The sequence below is a fragment of the Stenotrophomonas sp. YJH_SMC_43 genome (genome assembly GCF_059372535.1).
Window position 1 is genome coordinate 386868 of the sequence record NZ_JCAFVQ010000002.1, and the last position, 18161, is coordinate 405028.

The following is an 18161-nucleotide window of genomic DNA, read 5'->3' on the forward strand; positions in this document are numbered from 1 at the left end:
GCGTGGCAGGGATTTTTTGCCAGCAGGGGCTTCCATGAACCACGACGCTGCGCCCAAGCAGCTCACCTTCCGCGCAGTGGCCCTGGCCATCGTGCTGGCGGTGGTGCTGTCGGCCGCAAACGCCTACCTCGGTCTGTTCGCAGGCCTGACCATCGCCACCGCCATTCCCGCCGCGGTGATATCCATGGGCGTGCTGCGCCTGCTGGGCGGTGGCTCCATCCTTGAAAACAACATCGTGCAGACCGGCGCTTCGGCCGGCTCGTCGATCGCCGCCGGTGTGATCTTCACCATCCCGGCGCTGGTGATCATGGGCTACTGGCCGGACTTCAAGTACTGGTGGGTGCTGGGCATCGCCGGCCTTGGCGGCCTGCTGGGTGTGCTGTTCTCGGTGCCGCTGCGCCGTTCGATGATCGTCGAAGACCCGCTTCCGTTCCCGGAAGGCAAGGCCGCGGCCGAAGTGCTCAAGGCCGGTGAGAATCCGGGCCCGGGCCTGAAGATCCTCGGCCTGTCGGCGGTGATCGGTGCCTTCGTCAAGCTGGCCGCGGAAAGCGGCATGCGCCTGATTCCCGATGCCTGGGCCACTTCGGCCTACGTCGGCAGCTCCAAGGTCACCGCCTTCATCGGCACCAACCTGTCGCCGGCACTGCTGGGCGTGGGCTACATCGTCGGCCTCAACGTCGGCATCGTGGTGGTGTCCGGTTCGATCCTGACCTGGCACATCGCCATTCCGATCTACCAGGCGTTCTTCATGAACACCGATCCGGCACTGGCCGCGTCGGTCGCCACCGCTTCGTCCACCGAAGCCGCGTTTGCCATCTGGGGTGCGAAGATGCGCTACCTGGGTGTCGGCGCGATGCTGATCGGTGGTATCTGGACCCTGATCTCGCTGCGCAAGTCGCTGCTCAACGGCGTCAAGAGCGGCTTTGCCGCCGCCCGCAAGAGCGGCGGCCCGGTGCTGGCGCACACCGAGCGCGACCTGCCGATGAAGTGGATGCTGGTGGCCCTGGTGGTCTTCGTGCTGCCGCTGCTGGCCCTGTACCAGGCCATCGTCGGCCAGTGGCACGTGTCGATCCCGATGACCCTCATCATGATCGTCGCCGGCTTCCTGTTCGTGTCGGTCTCGGCCTACCTGGCCGGCCTGATCGGTTCGTCCAACAACCCGGTCTCGGGCATCACCATCTCCACCATCCTGTTCGCCTCGGCCGTGCTGGTGGTGCTGCTGGGCGCCGATGGCCTCAAGCCGGTCGGTGCCGGCGGTGCGCCGCTGGGTGCGGTGGCTGCGATCATGATCGGCGCGGTGGTGTGCTGCGCTGCGGCGGTCGGCGGTGACAACCTGCAGGACCTCAAGGCCGGCTACATCGTCGGCGCCACCCCGTGGAAGCAGCAGTTGATGCTGGGCATCGGTGCGTTCTCGTGCGCACTGATCATGGCCCCGGTGCTGAACCTGCTGGCTACCGCCTACGGCATCGGCGTGAAGTCCGAGCTGCACCCGAACGCGCTGGCTGCACCGCAGGCCAACCTGATGGCCTCGGTGGCCAAGGGCCTGTTCGGTGGCGAACTGCCGTGGACCTTCATCGGCATCGGTGCCGTGGTCGGCGCCGCCATCATCGCCTTCGACAGCTGGCTGAAGTCGCGCAACGCACGCTTCCGCGTGCCGGTGCTGGCCGCCGCCATCGGTATCTACCTGCCGCTGGAACTGATGGTGCCGATCTTCCTCGGTGGCCTGATTGCCCACCTGGTGGAGCGCTTCCACAAGGTGCGCGCCGATGACGAAGAAGGCCGCGACCGCGTGCACAAGCCGGGCGTGCTGTTCGCTGCCGGCCTGATCACCGGCGAGGCGCTGATGGGCATCGCCATCGCGATTCCGATCGTGGTCAGCAGCCGCGCAGACGTGCTGGCCGTGCCGTTCCACCTCCCGGGCGCACAGTGGATCGGCCTGGCCGTGCTGTTCCTGGTCGGCTGGCTGATCTACCGCACTGGCAAGTACGCCAAGGCGTAATGCAGGGGGTCGGATCCCTTCCCGGAGGGAAGGGCTCTGACCCCACGCTGACAGCGTCTGGGGTCAGAGCCGATTCCGCCGGAATCGGATCCGCCCCCCGTGTCCCCACAAACCGCGCTACGGCGCGGTTTGCTGTTTCTGGCGATTGCCCGCCCGCAGGCATGACCGATGGCCTTGGCAGCCCCGGCCGCACGGGCCTAACATCGGTTTTTTGCCGTCCTGCGGAGACCCCGATGAAACTGCGTCATGCCCTGCTGCCACTGAGCCTGCTGGCCGCCCTGCCCAGCGTTGCCGCTGCCCGTGGCCTGGAAGTCCGCGACATGGTGGCCATGGACCGCGTCTCCGCGCCGGTACTGACCGCTGACGGCGGCACCGTGGTGTTCGCCAAGCGCAGCGTCGACGCCAACCTGAAGGCCTCCACCGCGCTGTTCGCACGCAACCTGCGCACCCGCGATGCGGCGCCGCCGAAGCAGATCACCCCGGCTGGCTGGAGTGTCAATTCCGCTTCACTGTCGGCCGATGGCCAGACCGTGTACTTCCTCAGCGCCAAGAACGGCAGCCAGCAGCTGTACGCGCAGCCGATCAGCGGCGGTGCTCCGCGCCAGCTGACCGACTTCCCGGTGGACGTGGACAGCTACCACGTGTCGCCGCAGGACGACCGCGTGTTGTTCAGCGCCGGCGTGTTCCAGGCCTGCGCCTCGGATCTGGCGTGCACCGAGAAGAAGCTGAAGGACGTGGCCGGCGCCAAGGCCAGCGGCAAGGTCTTCGATTCGCTGTTCGTGCGCCACTGGGATACCTGGAACGACGGCCGCCGCAATACCCTGTTCGTGGCGCCGCTGCCGTCGGCCAAGGCCGGCGCGGTCAAGGGCGCTTCTGCACTGAGCGCGACCATCGATGGCGACGCGCCGTCCAAGCCGTTCGGTGGCAACGATGATTTCGCGTGGTCGCCGGATGGTGCCAGCGTGGTGGCCAGCATCCGTGTGGCCGGCAAGCAGGAGCCATGGTCGACCAACTTCGACCTGTACCGCTTCGACGCCGCAGGCAAGCAGGCACCGGTCAACCTGACCGCGTCCAACCCGGCCTGGGATGCCGGCCCGGTGTTCAGCGCCGACGGCAAAACCCTGTTCTACCGTGCGATGAAGCGCCCGGGCTTCGAAGCCGATCGCTTTGGCCTGATGGCAATGGACGTTGCCAGCGGCAAGACGCGCGAGATCGCCCCGCAGTGGGATCGTTCGGCTGGCGGCATCGCCCTGTCCGCCGACGGTGCCAGCATCTACACCACGGCCGATGACCTCGGCGAACACCCGCTGTTCCAGATCGACGTGGCCAGCGGCAAGGCCACCAAGCTGATTGGCGATGGCAGCGTTACTGCTGTCGACGTGGCCGGCAACAGCGTGGCCATCACCCGCAACAGCCTGAAGAGCAACGACCAGGTACTGGTCGGCCTGCTGCCGGCCGCGGGCGAGGCCATCGGCGAACTGCGCGCGCTGACCCCGGCTGCTGGCGACGTACTGAAGGACGTGACCTTCGGTGACTACGAACAGTTCGAGTTCAAGGGCTGGAACAACGACACCGTGCACGGCTACGTGGTCAAGCCGCACAACTACCAGGAAGGCAAGTCGTACCCGGTCGCGTTCCTGATCCACGGCGGTCCGCAGGGCAGCTTCGGCAACGGCTGGAGCTACCGCTGGAACCCGCAGACCTACGCGGGCCAGGGCTACGCGGTGGTGATGATCGATTTCCACGGTTCCACCGGCTATGGCCAGGCCTTCACCGATGCGATCAGCCAGCACTGGGGCGACCGCCCGCTGGAAGACCTGCAGAAGGGCTGGGACGCGGCGCTGAAGAAGTATTCCTTCCTCAACGGTGACAAGGCCTGTGCGCTGGGCGCGAGCTACGGTGGCTTCATGGTCAACTGGATCGCCGGCAACTGGAACAGCCCGTTCAAGTGCCTGGTCAACCATGACGGCGTGTTCGACCAGCGCATGATGGGCTACGCCACCGAAGAGCTGTGGTTCACCGAGTGGGAGCAGGGCGGTACCCCGTACCAGAAGGCCGCGAACTACGAGAAGTTCAACCCGGTCAACCACGTGGCGGACTGGAAGAAGCCGATCCTGGTCATCCACGGCCAGCAGGACTTCCGCATTCCGGTCGAGCAGGGCCTGGCTGCGTTCACCGCTGCACAGCGCCAGGGCATCGAATCGAAGTTCCTGTACTTCCCGGACGAGAACCACTGGGTGTTGAAGCCGAACAACAGCATCCTGTGGCATGACACCGTCAATGCCTGGCTGAAGCAGCACATCGGCAACTGATGACTGCAGCGCCGCCCTTCGGGGCGGCGCTTTTGTTTTCGACGGTGGGTGCCGATGTTCCCGCCGGTGGGTGCCGACCGTTGGTCGGCACACCTTCGCCAACAGCAGCCGAGCATGGCTCGGCTCTACAAGAGCCCCTGCATGATCCAGAACGACATCGTCGTCTTCGGCTTGATCGCCGCCACCCTCGGCGCCGTGTTCTGGACCGCCTCGCGCGAGCAGGGCCTGTGGAAGCGCTTCTACACGTTCGTGCCAGCGCTGCTGCTGTGCTATCTGATTCCCGGCATCTACAACACCGTCGGCCTCATCGATGGCCAGAACACCAAGCTCTACAACCCGATCGCACGCGACATCCTGCTGCCGGCGGCGCTGATCCTGCTGACGCTGGCGGTGGACATCAAGGGCATCCTGCGGCTGGGCCCGAAGCTGGTGCTGATGTACCTGGGCGCGTCGGCCAGCATCATGCTCGGCGCGGTGGTGGCGTTCCTGCTGATGCGCGCGGTGCATCCGGAAACCGTGGCCGGCGACACCTGGGCCGGCATGGCCGCGTTGGCGGGCAGCTGGATCGGCGGCGGTGCCAACATGCTGGCGATGCGCGAAGTATTCGACGTCAATGCAACCACCTTCGGCCAGTTCGCGGTGGTCGATGTCGGCGTGGGCTATGTATGGATGGCGGCACTGATCTTCCTGGCCGGGCGCGCCGCGAAGATTGATGCACGCAGCGGCGCCGATACTTCGGCCATCGATGAACTGAAGGAGCGCATCGCGCGCTTCCAGGCCGAGCACGAGCGCATTCCCAGCCTTACCGACCTGATGCTGATCGTGGCGGTGGCCTTCGGTGGCGTGGGCCTGTCGCACGCCATCGGCGCGCCGCTGGCGGCGTGGTTCAAGGCCAACGTCAGCTGGGCTTCGCAGTTCAGCCTGGATGCGCCGTTCGTGTGGGTGGTGGTGCTGTCGACCTCGCTGGGCCTGAGCCTGAGCTTCACCCGTGCACGTACCCTGGAAGGGGCGGGCGCCTCGCGGCTGGGCTCGCTGCTGCTGTATTTCCTGATCGCCTGCATCGGCATGCAGATGGATCTGCTGGCGCTGCTGGATCGCCCGTGGCTGTTCCTGCTCGGCCTGATCTGGATTGCCGTGCACATTGTGCTGCTGTGGTGCCTGGGCAAGCTGCTGAAGGTGCCGTTCTTCTATTTCGCGATCGGTTCGCAATCGAACATCGGCGGCCCGGCCTCGGCGCCGGTAGTGGCGGCCGCGTTCCATCCGGCGCTGGCGCCGGTGGGCGTGCTGCTGGGCACGATGGGCTATGCCACCGGCACGTACCTGGCCTACATCGTCGGCATTACCCTGCGCGCGCTGGCCGGGCAGGGTTGATCCTGTAGAGCCGAGCCCATGCTCGGCTGCTTTTGGCTTTGCATTCGCGCTCGTAACAGCGAAGAGCAGCCGAGCATGGGCTCGGCTCTACAGTAGATCCACGCCATGCGTGGATGGCGGTTACGCCGCCTGCAGCAACCCGCGTTCGATCAACCACGCCCGCGCATCCTCGGCGTCCTGTTCAAACCACGCCTTGGTAGACCCCAGCCGATACGTATACCCCCAGGCATCCATGTCGGCCATCAACCGCGCACTGCCAACACCCGGCAGCTGCCCGGCCAGCACGATCTGCAGGTAGCAGGTGGCATCTTCCTCGGCCACCGAGTCGGTGGCGTCGGTATGCACCTGCGCACGCCGCTCCGGCGGCAGCACGATTAGGTGGCAGGCTTCGTGCAGCATCGAATGTACGGGCGTGTCGTCGCGCACGTACACGTTGCTGGCGATGATGCCGGCCTCGGGCTCGCCCCAGTAGCTGCCGGGAATGGGTTCACCAGCCGCGACGTGGTGCAGCCGCAGGCCATGCGCGGCGAGCAGGCGCTGCGCATCGGCGAAGGCGATGTCGCCCACGCAGGTGATGTCCACGGCGGTTGTCGTATCGGTCATGCGGTTGGGCAGCCCCGCCCATGCAGGCACGGGCGGGGCAGGAGATCAGGGTTTGTCCGGGCCTTCAGGCAGCGCCACGGAGATGTCCAGCACGTCGTGCTGGCCATCCTTCACCAGGTCGACCTTCACCGCATCGACGTCGATGTTCACGTACTTCTTGATTACTTCCAGCAGCTCACGCTGCAGCAGCGGCAGGTAATCGGGGCCGCCACGGTTGCTGCGTTCCTGCGCGATGATGATCTGCAGGCGGTTCTTGGCGGTTTCGGCGGTGGTCTTCTTCGCTTTGAGGAAATCAAACAGGCCCATGCTTATCCTCCGAACAGCTTGCTGAAGAAGCCCTTCTTCTCGACGTTGGTGAAGCGCATCGGGCGTTCTTCGCCGAGGATGCGCGCGACGGCGTCGTCGTAGGCCTGGCCGGCAGCGGACTCGACATCCAGGATGACCGGCTCGCCCTTGTTGGAGGCGTTGAGCACGTCACCCGACTCGGGGATCACGCCAATCGCCTTCAGGCCGAGCACTTCCTCGACGTCGGCGATGCTGAGCATCTCGCCACTTTCCACGCGCAGCGGGGTGTAGCGAGTCAGCAGCAGGAAGGCCGGCACGTCCTGGCCGGACTCGGCCTTGTGGGTCTTCGAATCGAGCAGGCCGATGATGCGGTCCGAGTCGCGCACCGACGACACTTCCGGGTTTACCACCACCACGGCGCGGTCGGCGAAGTACATCGCCAGGAAGGCGCCCTTCTCGATGCCGGCCGGGGAATCGCAGATGATGTAATCGAAACCGTCGGCGGCCAGGTCCTTCAGGACCTTGCCCACGCCTTCCTGGGTCAGTGCGTCCTTGTCGCGGGTCTGCGAGGCGGCCAGCACGTACAGGTTCTCGAAGCGCTTGTCCTTGATCAGGGCCTGCTTGAGGGTCGCTTCGCCGTGCACGACGTTGACGAAGTCGTACACCACGCGGCGTTCGCAGCCCATGATCAGGTCGAGGTTGCGCAGGCCGACGTCGAAGTCGATCACCGCCACCTTCTTGCCGCGCCGTGCCAGGCCGCAGGCCAGGCTCGCGCTGGAAGTGGTCTTGCCGACGCCGCCCTTGCCGGAGGTGACTACGATGATTTCAGCCAAAGGACTTCTCCTGGTTCTGCATGAGTTTGGAGCTGCGTCAGTCCAGCGCAGCGATCTTGATCTGGTCCTGTTCCAGCCACACCTGCACGGCTTTGCCGCGCAGGTTGTCCGGGACATCGTCCAGTACCTTGTAGTGGCCTGCAATGGCCACCAGTTCCGCATGGAAATCACGGCAGAAAATGCGTGCCGCGGTGTTGCCCTGGGCCCCTGCCAGCGCGCGGCCGCGCAGGGTGCCGTAGATATGGATGCTGCCGTCGGCGATGACTTCGGCGCCGGCACCGACGGTGGCCATCACGGTCAGGTCGCAGTTCTCAGCGTACAGCTGCTGGCCCGAACGCACGTTGCCCAGCTGCATGCGGCCGGGTTGCGGTGCGGCGGCGTCGGCGACCTTGGCCACCGGCGTGGCCGGCGCCGGCTTCGGTTCGGCACGGGCCGCGCGACGCGGTTCAGGCGCGGACGGCGGCGGAGCCGGCTCGGCCTCGGCACGCTCGTACTGGGCGCGGAATTTGGCCAGCAGGGGCAGCCCGAGCTGCTGCGAGAGCAGGTCGACCGCGCTGGTGCCATAGGCCAACGCCACCGGCAGCACGCCGGCACTGCGCAGGCCATCGACCAGCGCCTGCGCGGTAGCCACGTCCGGCACCTGGCTCAGGCCGCCGAAGTCGAGGATCACCGCCGCGCGGCCGAACAGTTTCGGCGCACGGGTGACGCGTTCACGCATTTCCTGCACAAGGCGCTCGACATCAAGGGTGCGGATGCGCAGGTTGGCGACGCCCACCTGGCCGATCTTCAGTTCACCGGCCTGTTCGTAATCGAAATTCACCGCCACGCTCAGGTCCCCGTCGGCCGCTGTGCCTGTGCCGGCAGCTGCCGGGCACGTGTCCATGCCACATCCGGCAGCTTGCCGCCGTAGGTCTCCTGGACCCACGGGTAGCTGCACAGTTCCTTGGCCAGCATGCTGGCGCGCACATCGACCTGCGGCATGGTGTTCTGGCCCAGCTCGCGGAAGCCGAAGCTGCCGTGGAAGAGCAGGGCGGCATCGGCGCCATGGTCGAGGAAGACTTCGCAGGTCATCTGCGGGTAGCGCAGCTCGGCGAAGCTCTGCGCGTCGGCATAGAACGCACGGCCGACGCCACCGCCACGACGGCGGCTGGCGACCACGATGCGGTCGATATAGAAGAACGGGGTGTCCAGCTGCTGCTTGAACCAGGCGAAGTTGCTGCTGTCGTGCTGGCTGTCGCTGCCGAAGCCGATCAGGAAACCGGCCAGGTTGCCGTCGCGCTCGGCGACGCGGAAATACTCAGCGGTTTCGTAGAACAGGCGCAGGCGGGCCGCATCCAGGGGAAGGATGGCCAGGCCAGCGTTGTTGTTCAAAGCCAGGACGGAATCGAGCTCGTGCTCGCGCACGTCGCGGATGACAATCGACATTGTGACTCCGTGGGGTAACGCGGTTGGTCCGTCAAATTGGACCCTGCGCACGATTATTGCATGCCCGGGGTGGGCTGCGGCATGAACAGGGGGCCGCAGATGCATGACTTCCGTGGGAGTGCGCGACGCAGGCCGGGCCCGTAGAGTGCTGGCATGTTGGGAGTCCTCAGCCATACCCGCGTCCTCCGTCTGGCCGGCCTGTTTACCTGGGTCATGGTCGGCCTGCCACTGGCGTACTCGCAGTTCGAGAACCTGCACAGCCGCAGCGATATGGGCAGCTGGGCGATCCTGCTGTTCGTCGCCTACCTGTCCTTCGGCGCCGCGTACTACTGGCTGACCCGCCTCCTGCGCAGCGACAGCGACAGTCACACCACCTGGCTGGACCGCGGCCTGCTGCTGCTGCTGACGGTTTCTGCGCTCGGCGTCAGCTACCTCAGTGGTTCCGGCCTTGGCAGCATCCTGATGATGGTGGCTGCCGGCGTCATTCCGTGGATGCTGTCGGCGCGCCTGTGCGTGCTGTGGCTGCTGGTCAGCCAGCTGGCGGTGGCCCCGGTCTATTACATGCTGCTGCACTTCCCGCTGTTCGAAGCCGTGATGCAATCGCTGCTGTATGGCGGCTTTTCCATGTTCATCTTCGTGACCAGCCTTGTCGCGCGACAGCAGACCCAGGCCCGCGACGAGCAGCGAAGGCTCAATTCGGAGCTGCGCGCCACCCGCGCCCTGCTGGCCGAAAGCGCCCGGGTCAATGAGCGAACCCGCATTTCGCGTGAGCTGCACGATCTTCTGGGGCATCAGCTGACTGCGCTGACCCTGAACCTGGAAGTGGCCGGCCACCTGGCCGAGGGTCAGGCGCTGGACCATGTGAAGCGCTCGCACGCCCTGGCCAAGCTGTTGCTGGGCAACGTGCGCGAGGTGGTCAGCCAGCTGCGCGAGACCGGCGCCATCGATCTGGCCGCGGCACTGCGCCCGCTGACCGAGAATGTGCCTTCGCTGGACATCCAGCTGGACATCGAGGATCCGCTGAACGTGGAGGACCCGCAGAGGGCCCACGTGCTGCTGCGCTGCACCCAGGAGATCATCACCAACGCGGTGCGCCACGCCGGCGCCCGCCACCTGTGGATCAAGGTGTACCGTGAAGCCCCCGACCGGGTGGTGGTGGAGGCCCGCGACGACGGTGTCGGCGCGGATATGGTCAATGTGGGCAATGGCTTGCGCGGCATGCGCGAGCGCCTGCAACAATGTGGTGGCCAGCTGCAGGTCGAAACCCGCCCCGGTGAAGGCTTCCGGTTGCGGGCGACGGTGCCGGCAACGGTGCTGGTGGCCACCCTTACCAAGGTTCCTGAAGGAGTGCGTTGATGATTCGCGTCTGCCTGGTCGACGACCAAACCCTGGTGCGGCAGGGAATCCGCTCCCTGCTGGCGCTCGACGACGGTATCGAGGTGGTGGCCGAGGCCGGCGATGGCCGGCAGGCGGTCGAGCTGATACCGCAGGTGCGTCCCGACGTGGTGCTGATGGACATGCGCATGCCGGTGATGTCCGGGCTGGAGGCGCTGCAGGTGCTGTCGCGCCAGGAGCAGCTGCCGCCGACCATCATCCTCACCACCTTCGACGACGACCAGCTGGTGCTGGCCGGGCTCAAGGCCGGTGCCAAGGGCTACCTGCTCAAGGACGTGACCCTGGCGCAGCTGGTCGGTGCCATCCGCACCGTGGCCGAAGGCGGTTCGCTGGTGCAGCCGGCCGTGACCCAGCGCCTGCTGTCCGGCCTGGAGCACATGCGCAACGAGTTCGTCAGCCTGGACCGGCCGGACCCGTTGACCGACCGCGAGACCGAGATCCTGCGCCTGATGGCCAGTGGCTTCTCCAACAAGGAGATCGCCAATTCGCTGGGTGTGGCCGAAGGCACCATCAAGAACCACGTGTCCAACATCCTGTCCAAGCTGGGCGTGCGCGACCGTACGCGTGCCGTACTGAAGGCGTTCGAGCTTCAGCTGGTCTGAGGAAAACCTTTTCAGGACAATGACTTGAGGCCCAGGCATGGCCCTCGGGTGGGGTTGCCCCCTACTTCACGGGTATCGGTATGCGGTACCCTTCGAATTCTTTGTCCATACAAATACGCAGCCGGCAGGGAAACCGGTGCGCCAATCCCGATAAACAATGCCCGCGAAGCCTGCTAGGATTGGCGCTTCGCTTCAATCAACCCGGCCGTGGGATCGGCCCCGGAGACTCTCTGAATGACCCGTATTATCGAGTTCCTGATCGCCTTGGGGATCGTGGCTGGCCTGTTCGTCATCATTGGCGTATGTCTGCCGGGCGAGCGTCACATCACCGAAAGCATCGAGACCAACCGCAAGATGACGATCGTGTACGACACGGTCAGCAGCCTGCGCCGCTTCAAGGACTGGAACCCGCTGGTACTGCGCGATCCCGCCGTTGAACTGAAGCTGTCCGGCCCGGCCTCCGGCGTCGGTGCCACTCTCGACTTCACCTCCAAGGACCTGGGCACCGGTTCCTGGAAGATTACCGAAGCCGAAGAGAACAAGCGTGTTGCGATCGCCATCGATGACGCCACCAAGGGTCACGACAAGATCACCACCTTCACGCTGGAGCCGACCGGCAAGGGTGGCCGCAACGTCAAGATCACCCAGGACTACTCGGTGAAGTACGGCTTTGACCTGTTCGGCCGTTATGCAGGCCTGTATGTCAGCCGCCAGATCGGCGACGACATCAAGATGGGTCTGTCGCGCATGGCCAACATGCTGGCCACCGTCCCGAACGTGGACTACCGCACCCCGGAAGCCCCGCTGACCGATCTGGGCATCGTCGACGTGCCGGCTGAAGACCTGCTGGTCGTCAACGCCGGTAACGTGGACCGTGGTCAGGACACGATCACCAAGTCCATCAAGGACAACCAGGAGTGGATCAAGCGCGTGATGGAGGCCAATGGCCTTGAAGCCGCCGGTCCGTTCCGCATCATCACCACCGACTTCGGTCAGGAAAAGTACGCCTTCGACATCGCCCAGCCGGTGAAGAAGAAGGGTGCTGAAGGTGCCACCGCTGAAGAGCTGACCGTCAAGATCGACGGTGGCGCTCCGGTCAAGTACGTGCATGTGGCTCCGCACCGTTCGGCGCATGCCGCCTACACCGGCCACATGGCGGGTCTGGACGTGGCCCGCAACGGTCTGCGTGCCTGGGCCGTGACTTCCGGCAACGAAGTGATCGACCGTCCGTACGAAACCTGGAAGGACGGCATCGACAAGTCGTTCACCCCGGAAGGTACCTACGACATCTACTGGGCCGTCAAGTAAGCTTCGGCTGACCCATGTAGTGTTGGACACGAAAACGCGCCGCTCATTGCGGCGCGTTTTTTTTCATCTGGCGCCCGGCAAGGGCGCTGCGCAAGGAGCCCACATGTTCAATCTCGAACGTCGCGCACGTAAGCCTTCGCTGCTGGCCTGCCTGGGTGCGCTGCTGGCCGCCGCCTCGATCGGCCTGTCGGCCTACGCCTCGCACGGTGTGGCCGACCCGCTGGCGCAGCAGCATCTGAACATGGCGGCGCTGTATGCGTTCGCGCATGGTGCGGTACTGGTGGCGCTCGGACCGCGCGCGCAGGGAGCGATCGCGCACCTGGCGCTGTACGTGCTGCTGCTGGGTGTGCTGCTGTTTTCCGGCAGCCTGGTGGGCGGCGCGTTGTGGCAGTGGCCGACGCGCATGGCACCGATTGGCGGCACCAGCATGATGGCCGGATGGGTGTTGCTGGGGATCAATGCGTTGAGGCGGTGACGGCAGCGGAGATCGGCCAAGCACGACACCGCTGCGCCGTCAGCTTCTGTAGAGCCGAGCCATGCTCGGCTTCGAGCGAAGCGACCCGCTTTTGTCTTTGCTCTCTTGTTCCATCCTGCGGCCATGCACTGATTGCCCCAGGCTTTCGCCACGAGGGGCTCAGCCGTTGGCCGGCTTCCAGCACCAGTGCCACGGTTCGTAGACGATTCCGTGCGGGTTGTCGCGGGGGTAGCTCAGATGGAAGCCGTGTTCACCGGCATGGGCCTGCAGCCACGCGAACGCGTCGGTGGCTTCGAACGATTCTTCGGCCGGCGCGTCGCCCGGCGTGCCGATGTCCAGCGCGTGGCCGCTGTGGTGTTCGCTGAACCCCGGTGCGGCATTCACCTTCAGGATCTCTGCCACGCTCAAGCCGCGCGCCAGCTTCCGTTCGAAGATGCCCAGCTGGTAGGCATGGCTGCGGAAGCCGGAGATCGCGTCCAGCGCAATTCCGTCCTGTGCCGCGTGCAGTTGCATCCGCCGCCAGCCCTGCGCGGCGCCACGGCGCAGCCACAATGGGCGGGCGAAGCGGTCGCGACCGGCGAAGTGCAGCAGGCACGGTTCGGATTCCAGCGGCAAGCCGCTGCCGTCTGCGTAGCGCTGTGCATCCAGGCCAAGCTGCTGCAGGCGCTGCTGCAACCCGGCCAGCGGCAGCCATTGTTCTTCCAGCCCGGCGGCGAAGGGCCGCGCTGCCGCGGCATCCAGCAGCGCCAGTGCTTCCTCGACCCCGGGCTCGCGTGGCAGGCGCGGCACCATGGCGTGCACACCCTGCGCCAGTACCGCCGCCAGGTAGCGGCCATCGCGCTTGCGCCGCAGCACCCAGTGCGCCTGCGACAGCAGGCGTGCATCCAGGTTGCTGCGTGCACGCAGCAGGTGGGCGGGCCACAGCTCGATGGCCTCGGTATTGATCAGCAGGGGGGCGCGTCGTTGCATCGCCGCAGCTTACTGCCGTGGCGCCGACGCGGCCACCTTGCGCAGTGCATCGAGTAGGGCCTGTGGCCGGTCCACGCTGAGCAGCAGCGTGCTGCCATCACTGACCGGCAGGGCGAGGACGCGCGCACGGTCGGTGACCAGGGCGAAGCCCTTGCCGCCGCCCTGCAGGCGGAAGTGGCCCGAGTAGAAGCCCGGCATTGAATAGCCATTGGTTTTGACACGGATGCCGTAGCGGCGGTCACGCTGCAGGTCGACCACCTCGGCCTGGTCCAGCCGCAGCTGCGCCACCGGCACGCGCCGCCGATACATCGTCGAGCGCACGTCCAGCAGGTTGCCGGCCAGCGCCACGCGGCGGCGGAAGAATGCGGCTCCCAGCCCGACAGCGAGTACAGCGATGACGACCAGGCTCCATGCCGCACTGCCGCCCATCCGGAACCAGGGCGGCGACAGCGTCACTTCGATCCAGGGGGCGCCTGCCGGTGCCTTGTACAGCTGTGCGTACAGGCAGGCCACGAAGGCAGCCAGCAGCGGCAGCACGATCCAGAGCACGCGCAGCGGCGAGCTCTCGGCCACGTCAAAGGGTTTGGGGTCGCTGCCGCCCATGGTTCAGGCCTCCTTCTTGAACACCAGCATCGCCGGGCGCATCGGGGCCGGGATGATGACGTTGACCAGTTCCCAGCCAAGCTGGCCCTGGCGGGTCAGTTCACTCTGGATGTCCTCGGCCTTCAGGGTGCCCATCATCGTGGTCTTCACTTCGATGGTCTGGTAACTCCAGCGCGTGCTCATTCCTTGTCCTCCGGCGATGGCGTGGGTTTCGGCAGGCGTCCTGCCCTGCGCAGGGCGTCGCGCAGCACGTATTCGATCTGCGCGTTGAGGCTGCGCAGCTCGTCGTCGGCCCAGCGCTGCGCCGCGGCCAGGACCTCGGCGTTGATGCGCAGCGGATAGGCTTTCTTCTCACTCATGGGGGCTCCTGGCGGGGCGGTGGGGCGCCCCGTTGCGAGTGTGGCTCAATACAGCGAACCGGCATTGACGATCGGCTGGGTGCCGCGGTCCGAGCACAGCACGGTCAGCAGGTTGCTGACCATGTGCGCCTTGCGCTCCTCGTCCAGTTCAACCACGCCGTTCTTCTGCAGTTCGGCCAGGGCCATCTCGACCATGCCGACCGCACCGGCCACGATGCGCGTGCGTGCGGCGATCACGGCGTTGGCCTGCTGGCGCTGCAGCATGGCCTGGGCAATTTCAGCGGCGTAGGCCAGGTGGCTGATGCGCGCGTCGATCACCTGCACACCCGCGTCGGCCAGGCGCTCGGCCAGCTCGTTCTTCAGGTGCTGGGAGATCTCGCTGGCGTGGCTTCGCAGGGCCAGCTGGCCGTCCTCGTGCTGGTCGTAGGGATAGCTGGTGGCCATCGCACGCAGCGCGGATTCGGACTGGATGTGCACGAAGCTCTCGTAGTCGTCCACGTTGTAGACCGCTTCGGAGGCGTCGACCACCTGCCAGACGATCACTGCGGCGATCTCGATCGGGCTGCCGTCCAGCTCGTTGACCTTCAGCTTGCCGCTCTCGAAGTTGCGCACGCGCTGGCTGACCCGGCGCTTGGCGTAGAAGGGGTTGTTCCAGCGCAGGCCGTTGTCCTTGACGGTGCCGACGTACTTGCCGAACAGGCTCAGCACGGCCGCCTGGTTGGGCTGGATGGTGTACAGGCCGGCCAGGATGAAGACCGCGGCAGCGACCACCAGCACGCCGGCCAGCATCAGCAGCAGGTTGGGCGAGCCGGTGCTGGCCTTGGCCGCCACCCCCAGCACGAACAGCGCGCCGCCGGCCAGCGCAGCCAGCAGGGATCCGGCCAGGGTGCCGAGGCCGTTGAGGGAGGCAAGCGACTTCTCTTTCATGGCGGTACGTCCTTGAGGGTTCGAAGTGAAGATATCAAAGTGATATCACTTGTCGACTACCGTTCGTCGGATGCCATGGCCCGGGTGCCCGGCCAGCTAGAATGCCCACCCGCCTTCACATCGCTGCTGGAACTGCCATGGCCAAGCTTGGAACTCCGTTGTCCCCCTCCGCCACCCGCGTGCTGCTGCTGGGCTCGGGCGAACTCGGCAAGGAGGTGGCCATCGAGCTGCAGCGGCTGGGTGTGGAGGTGATCGCCGCCGACCGTTACGCCGACGCGCCGGCGATGCAGGTCGCACACCGCTCGCACGTGATCGACATGCTGGACGCGATGGCCCTGCGCGCGCTGATCGCCCAGGAGCAGCCGCACCTGGTAGTGCCGGAGATCGAGGCCATCCACACCGAGACCCTGGTCCAGCTGGAACAGGAGCAGGGCCTGCGGGTGATCCCGACCGCGCGTGCTGCACGCCTGACCATGGACCGCGAAGGCATCCGCCGCCTGGCCGCCGAAACCCTGGGCCTGCCGACCTCGCCGTACCGCTTCGTCGATACCGAGGCCGAGTACCGTGCTGCCGTGGCCGCCATCGGCCTGCCGTGCGTGGTCAAGCCGGTGATGTCGTCCTCGGGCAAGGGCCAGAGCACCCTGCGCAGCGAGGCGGACATCGCCCCGGCCTGGGAGTACGCGCAGACCGGTGGCCGTGCCGGTGCTGGCCGCTGCATCGTCGAAGGTTTCATCGACTTTGATTACGAGATCACCCTGCTGACCGTGCGCCACGCCGGCGGCACCTCGTTCTGCGCACCGATCGGCCACCTGCAGAAGGACGGCGACTATCGCGAAAGCTGGCAGCCGCAGCCGATGTCGAGCGCGGCACTGGCGCGCGCGGAAGAGATCTCGCGCGCGATCACCGACGACCTCGGTGGCTGGGGCCTGTTCGGTGTCGAGCTGTTCGTGAAGGGTGATGAGGTGTGGTTCAGCGAAGTGTCGCCGCGCCCGCACGACACCGGCCTGGTGACGCTGGTATCGCAGGAGCTGAGCGAGTTCGCGCTGCACGCGCGCGCCATTCTCGGCCTGCCGATTCCGGTGATCCGCCAGAGCGGCGCGTCGGCCTCGTGCGCGCTGCTGGCGCACGGCGAGGGCGTGCCGTACTTCAACAACGTCGCCGCCGCCCTGCAGATGCCGGACACCGCCGTGCGCCTGTTCGGCAAGCCGAGCGTGCACGGCCATCGCCGCGTGGGCGTGACCCTGGCGCGCGCGGAAACCATTGACGAAGCACGCGCCATCGCGCGTGATGCCGCCGACGCCATCGGCGTCGAACTGCGCCCGTAAAGCGGTAGCGCCGGGCCATGCCCGGCGGCTTTCCCTGCGCTGCGTAAGTTTCCTGTAGAGCCGGGCCCACGCTACGCTCGGCTGCTTTTCAATCCGTGCCGCGCGCGAGAGCCGAGCGTGGGCTCGGCTCTACAGCGCAATCTGCCTTACGGCTTCACGTCCACCCACACCAGGTGGTGGTCGCTGCCGTCGGCGATCTTCGCCTCCGGGCTTTCATTGGCCGGCCAGAAGATGCCGCTGCCGATGTACTCGAAACCGGTCGAGGGCAGTACGTAGTCCAGGCGCATGGTGCCGGACTTCGGGCCGAAGTCGCCGGTGGCGTGGAACGGTGCGCCCTTGCGCTCGATGCCCTTGGCCGCATAGGCCAGGCTGGTCTGCTCACCGCCGACGCTGCGCGGGGTGGGGTAGCGCAGCACGCGGTCGTTTTCGATCAGCTCGACGATCGCCTCATGGCGGCCATCGCCGTCGACCGGGTCGTTGTTGAGGTCGCCCAGGATCACGAAGCGTGCGTCCTGCGCCAGGCCACCGCACTGGCCCTTGTCGTCACACAGCCACGGCTTGTCACCCTTGGAAAGGTACTCCTGCCACAGGCGCAGCTCGTCGTGGTTGCGCGCCGCGTTGCGCTTCTCCGGGCCGTCGAACACCGGCGGGGTCGGGTGCGAGACCAGCGCATGCACCACGCCGGCCGGGGTCTTCACCGGCACGTCCCAATGCGACTTCGACGACAGGCGCAGCTGCGACCACACCTGGTCGTTGTAGAAGCTCTGGCCGGTACGCGGATCGACCGGGCGGATGGCACCCGGCATCGCACTCCATTTCAGCAGCTGGAAGCTGCGTACCTTGGCTTCATCGATCGGGTAACGCGACAGCACCAGCATGCCGTACTGGCCCGGGTGCAGGCCGTAGCCCCACGCATCGTTGCCGCGGCTGCGGCCTTCGCCGCCGACCACGCCGTTGTTGTCCAGGTCCAGGCCACTGGGCACGCCGGTATTGACCGGGGCCAGATAGCGGTAGGCGAAGTGCAGCGGCTTGCCGCCGCCGGGCTGGGCGACTTCCAGGTAGCGCTTCTGGAACAGGTCGGCGGCGCGATGGGCGTCGTCGAAATCGAATTCGTTCAGCAGCACCAGATCCGGGCGCACCTGCTGCAGTACCGCGGCGATCTTGCGTGCGTGCTCGCTGTCGCCTTCCAGTTCCTTGATCAGGCCACCGGCGTCGTCGGAGTACAGCGAGGTGTTGTAGGTAGCCAGGCGCAGCGCAGTGGACGGCTTTTCGGTCATCGCGGGGGACGTGGCGAAGGCAGGGGCGGTGGCGCCGCAGAGCAGGGCCAGGGCGAGGATCAGGGGATGGCGGCGGGTCATGTTCATGGGCCG

19 protein-coding genes are annotated in these 18161 nt (G+C 66.4%); 8 read left to right on the top strand and 11 right to left on the bottom strand.

All coding sequences use genetic code 11. The annotated features are described in order from the left end of the window. The first annotated feature begins 34 nt into the window (after positions 1-34). The 3 genes from AC5QAH_RS08100 to AC5QAH_RS08110 all read left to right on the top strand — a co-directional run bounded on the left by AC5QAH_RS08100 (position 35) and on the right by AC5QAH_RS08110 (position 5682). Positions 35-1999: an OPT family oligopeptide transporter gene (locus tag AC5QAH_RS08100; RefSeq protein ID WP_010483387.1), complete on the top strand. Its 1965-nt coding sequence runs from the start codon at positions 35-37 to the stop codon at positions 1997-1999. Positions 2000-2232: 233 nt separating this feature from the next. Then, positions 2233-4311: an alpha/beta hydrolase family protein gene (locus AC5QAH_RS08105; protein ID WP_010483385.1), complete on the top strand. Its 2079-nt coding sequence runs from the start codon at positions 2233-2235 to the stop codon at positions 4309-4311. A 141-nt stretch (positions 4312-4452) separates the two neighbouring features. Beyond that, the gene (locus AC5QAH_RS08110; protein ID WP_029550672.1) at positions 4453-5682 is read left to right on the top strand and encodes a DUF819 family protein; all 1230 of its coding nucleotides are present in this window, start codon (positions 4453-4455) and stop codon (positions 5680-5682) included. Positions 5683-5802: 120 nt separating this feature from the next. On the opposite strand, the gene AC5QAH_RS08115 is transcribed toward AC5QAH_RS08110, so the two are convergent. Genes AC5QAH_RS08115 through AC5QAH_RS08135 form a run of 5 tightly spaced genes read right to left on the bottom strand, consistent with a single transcriptional unit; the run spans position 5803 to position 8828 of the window. Beyond that, on the bottom strand, positions 5803-6285 hold the full coding sequence (locus tag AC5QAH_RS08115; protein ID WP_049434596.1) for a hypothetical protein: 483 nt from the start codon (positions 6283-6285) through the stop codon (positions 5803-5805). A gap of 45 nt (positions 6286-6330) precedes the next feature. Next, positions 6331-6591: a cell division topological specificity factor MinE gene (gene minE, locus AC5QAH_RS08120; protein WP_004148073.1), complete on the bottom strand. Its 261-nt coding sequence runs from the start codon at positions 6589-6591 to the stop codon at positions 6331-6333. A gap of 2 nt (positions 6592-6593) precedes the next feature. After that, positions 6594-7403, bottom strand: a complete 810-nt coding sequence (gene minD, locus AC5QAH_RS08125; protein WP_010483375.1) for a septum site-determining protein MinD — start codon at positions 7401-7403, stop codon at positions 6594-6596. 37 nt (positions 7404-7440) lie between these two features. After that, positions 7441-8286, bottom strand: coding sequence for a septum site-determining protein MinC (minC, locus tag AC5QAH_RS08130; RefSeq protein ID WP_049455603.1), 846 nt, complete (start codon positions 8284-8286; stop codon positions 7441-7443). Beyond that, the gene (locus tag AC5QAH_RS08135; protein WP_010483371.1) at positions 8232-8828 is read right to left on the bottom strand and encodes a GNAT family N-acetyltransferase; all 597 of its coding nucleotides are present in this window, start codon (positions 8826-8828) and stop codon (positions 8232-8234) included. Before AC5QAH_RS08135 ends, minC begins: the two co-directional genes overlap by 55 nt. Positions 8829-8981: 153 nt before the next feature. On the opposite strand from AC5QAH_RS08135, the gene AC5QAH_RS08140 reads away from it, so the two are divergent. From AC5QAH_RS08140 to AC5QAH_RS08155, 4 genes are all read left to right on the top strand, one after another. Continuing rightward, positions 8982-10184, top strand: a complete 1203-nt coding sequence (locus tag AC5QAH_RS08140; protein WP_010483369.1) for a sensor histidine kinase — start codon at positions 8982-8984, stop codon at positions 10182-10184. Then, positions 10184-10825: a response regulator gene (locus tag AC5QAH_RS08145; protein WP_005408537.1), complete on the top strand. Its 642-nt coding sequence runs from the start codon at positions 10184-10186 to the stop codon at positions 10823-10825. The genes AC5QAH_RS08140 and AC5QAH_RS08145 overlap by 1 nt, the downstream gene beginning before the upstream one ends. 234 nt (positions 10826-11059) lie before the next feature. Next, on the top strand, positions 11060-12133 hold the full coding sequence (locus AC5QAH_RS08150; RefSeq protein WP_021203110.1) for a polyketide cyclase: 1074 nt from the start codon (positions 11060-11062) through the stop codon (positions 12131-12133). Between the two features lie 103 nt (positions 12134-12236). Then, complete coding sequence (locus tag AC5QAH_RS08155; protein WP_010483366.1) at positions 12237-12608, top strand: DUF423 domain-containing protein; 372 nt, start codon at positions 12237-12239, stop codon at positions 12606-12608. Positions 12609-12767: 159 nt separating this feature from the next. On the opposite strand, the gene AC5QAH_RS08160 is transcribed toward AC5QAH_RS08155, so the two are convergent. From AC5QAH_RS08160 to AC5QAH_RS08180, 5 genes are read right to left on the bottom strand one after another with little or no spacing between them, the layout of a single operon-like run. Next, positions 12768-13577, bottom strand: a complete 810-nt coding sequence (locus AC5QAH_RS08160) for a M15 family metallopeptidase (protein ID WP_010483364.1) — start codon at positions 13575-13577, stop codon at positions 12768-12770. A gap of 9 nt (positions 13578-13586) precedes the next feature. After that, a complete protein-coding gene (locus tag AC5QAH_RS08165) occupies positions 13587-14180 on the bottom strand; it encodes a PH domain-containing protein (protein WP_197577189.1) in 594 nt (197 codons plus the stop codon). A 3-nt stretch (positions 14181-14183) separates the two neighbouring features. Beyond that, on the bottom strand, positions 14184-14363 hold the full coding sequence (locus AC5QAH_RS08170) for a DUF4177 domain-containing protein (protein WP_010483360.1): 180 nt from the start codon (positions 14361-14363) through the stop codon (positions 14184-14186). Next, positions 14360-14539, bottom strand: a complete 180-nt coding sequence (locus AC5QAH_RS08175) for a type II toxin-antitoxin system antitoxin (protein WP_010483358.1) — start codon at positions 14537-14539, stop codon at positions 14360-14362. Before AC5QAH_RS08175 ends, AC5QAH_RS08170 begins: the two co-directional genes overlap by 4 nt. Positions 14540-14584: 45 nt before the next feature. Further along, positions 14585-15466, bottom strand: coding sequence for an SPFH domain-containing protein (locus AC5QAH_RS08180; protein ID WP_019659308.1), 882 nt, complete (start codon positions 15464-15466; stop codon positions 14585-14587). 137 nt (positions 15467-15603) lie between these two features. On the opposite strand from AC5QAH_RS08180, the gene purT reads away from it, so the two are divergent. Next, entirely contained in the window at positions 15604-16791 is a 1188-nt protein-coding gene (gene purT / locus AC5QAH_RS08185; RefSeq protein WP_257471548.1) for a formate-dependent phosphoribosylglycinamide formyltransferase, read from the top strand. Between the two features lie 146 nt (positions 16792-16937). Here the strand turns inward: purT and AC5QAH_RS08190 are convergent, their stop codons facing one another. Continuing rightward, entirely contained in the window at positions 16938-18155 is a 1218-nt protein-coding gene (locus AC5QAH_RS08190) for an endonuclease/exonuclease/phosphatase family protein (protein WP_342787326.1), read from the bottom strand. Positions 18156-18161 lie beyond the last annotated feature (6 nt).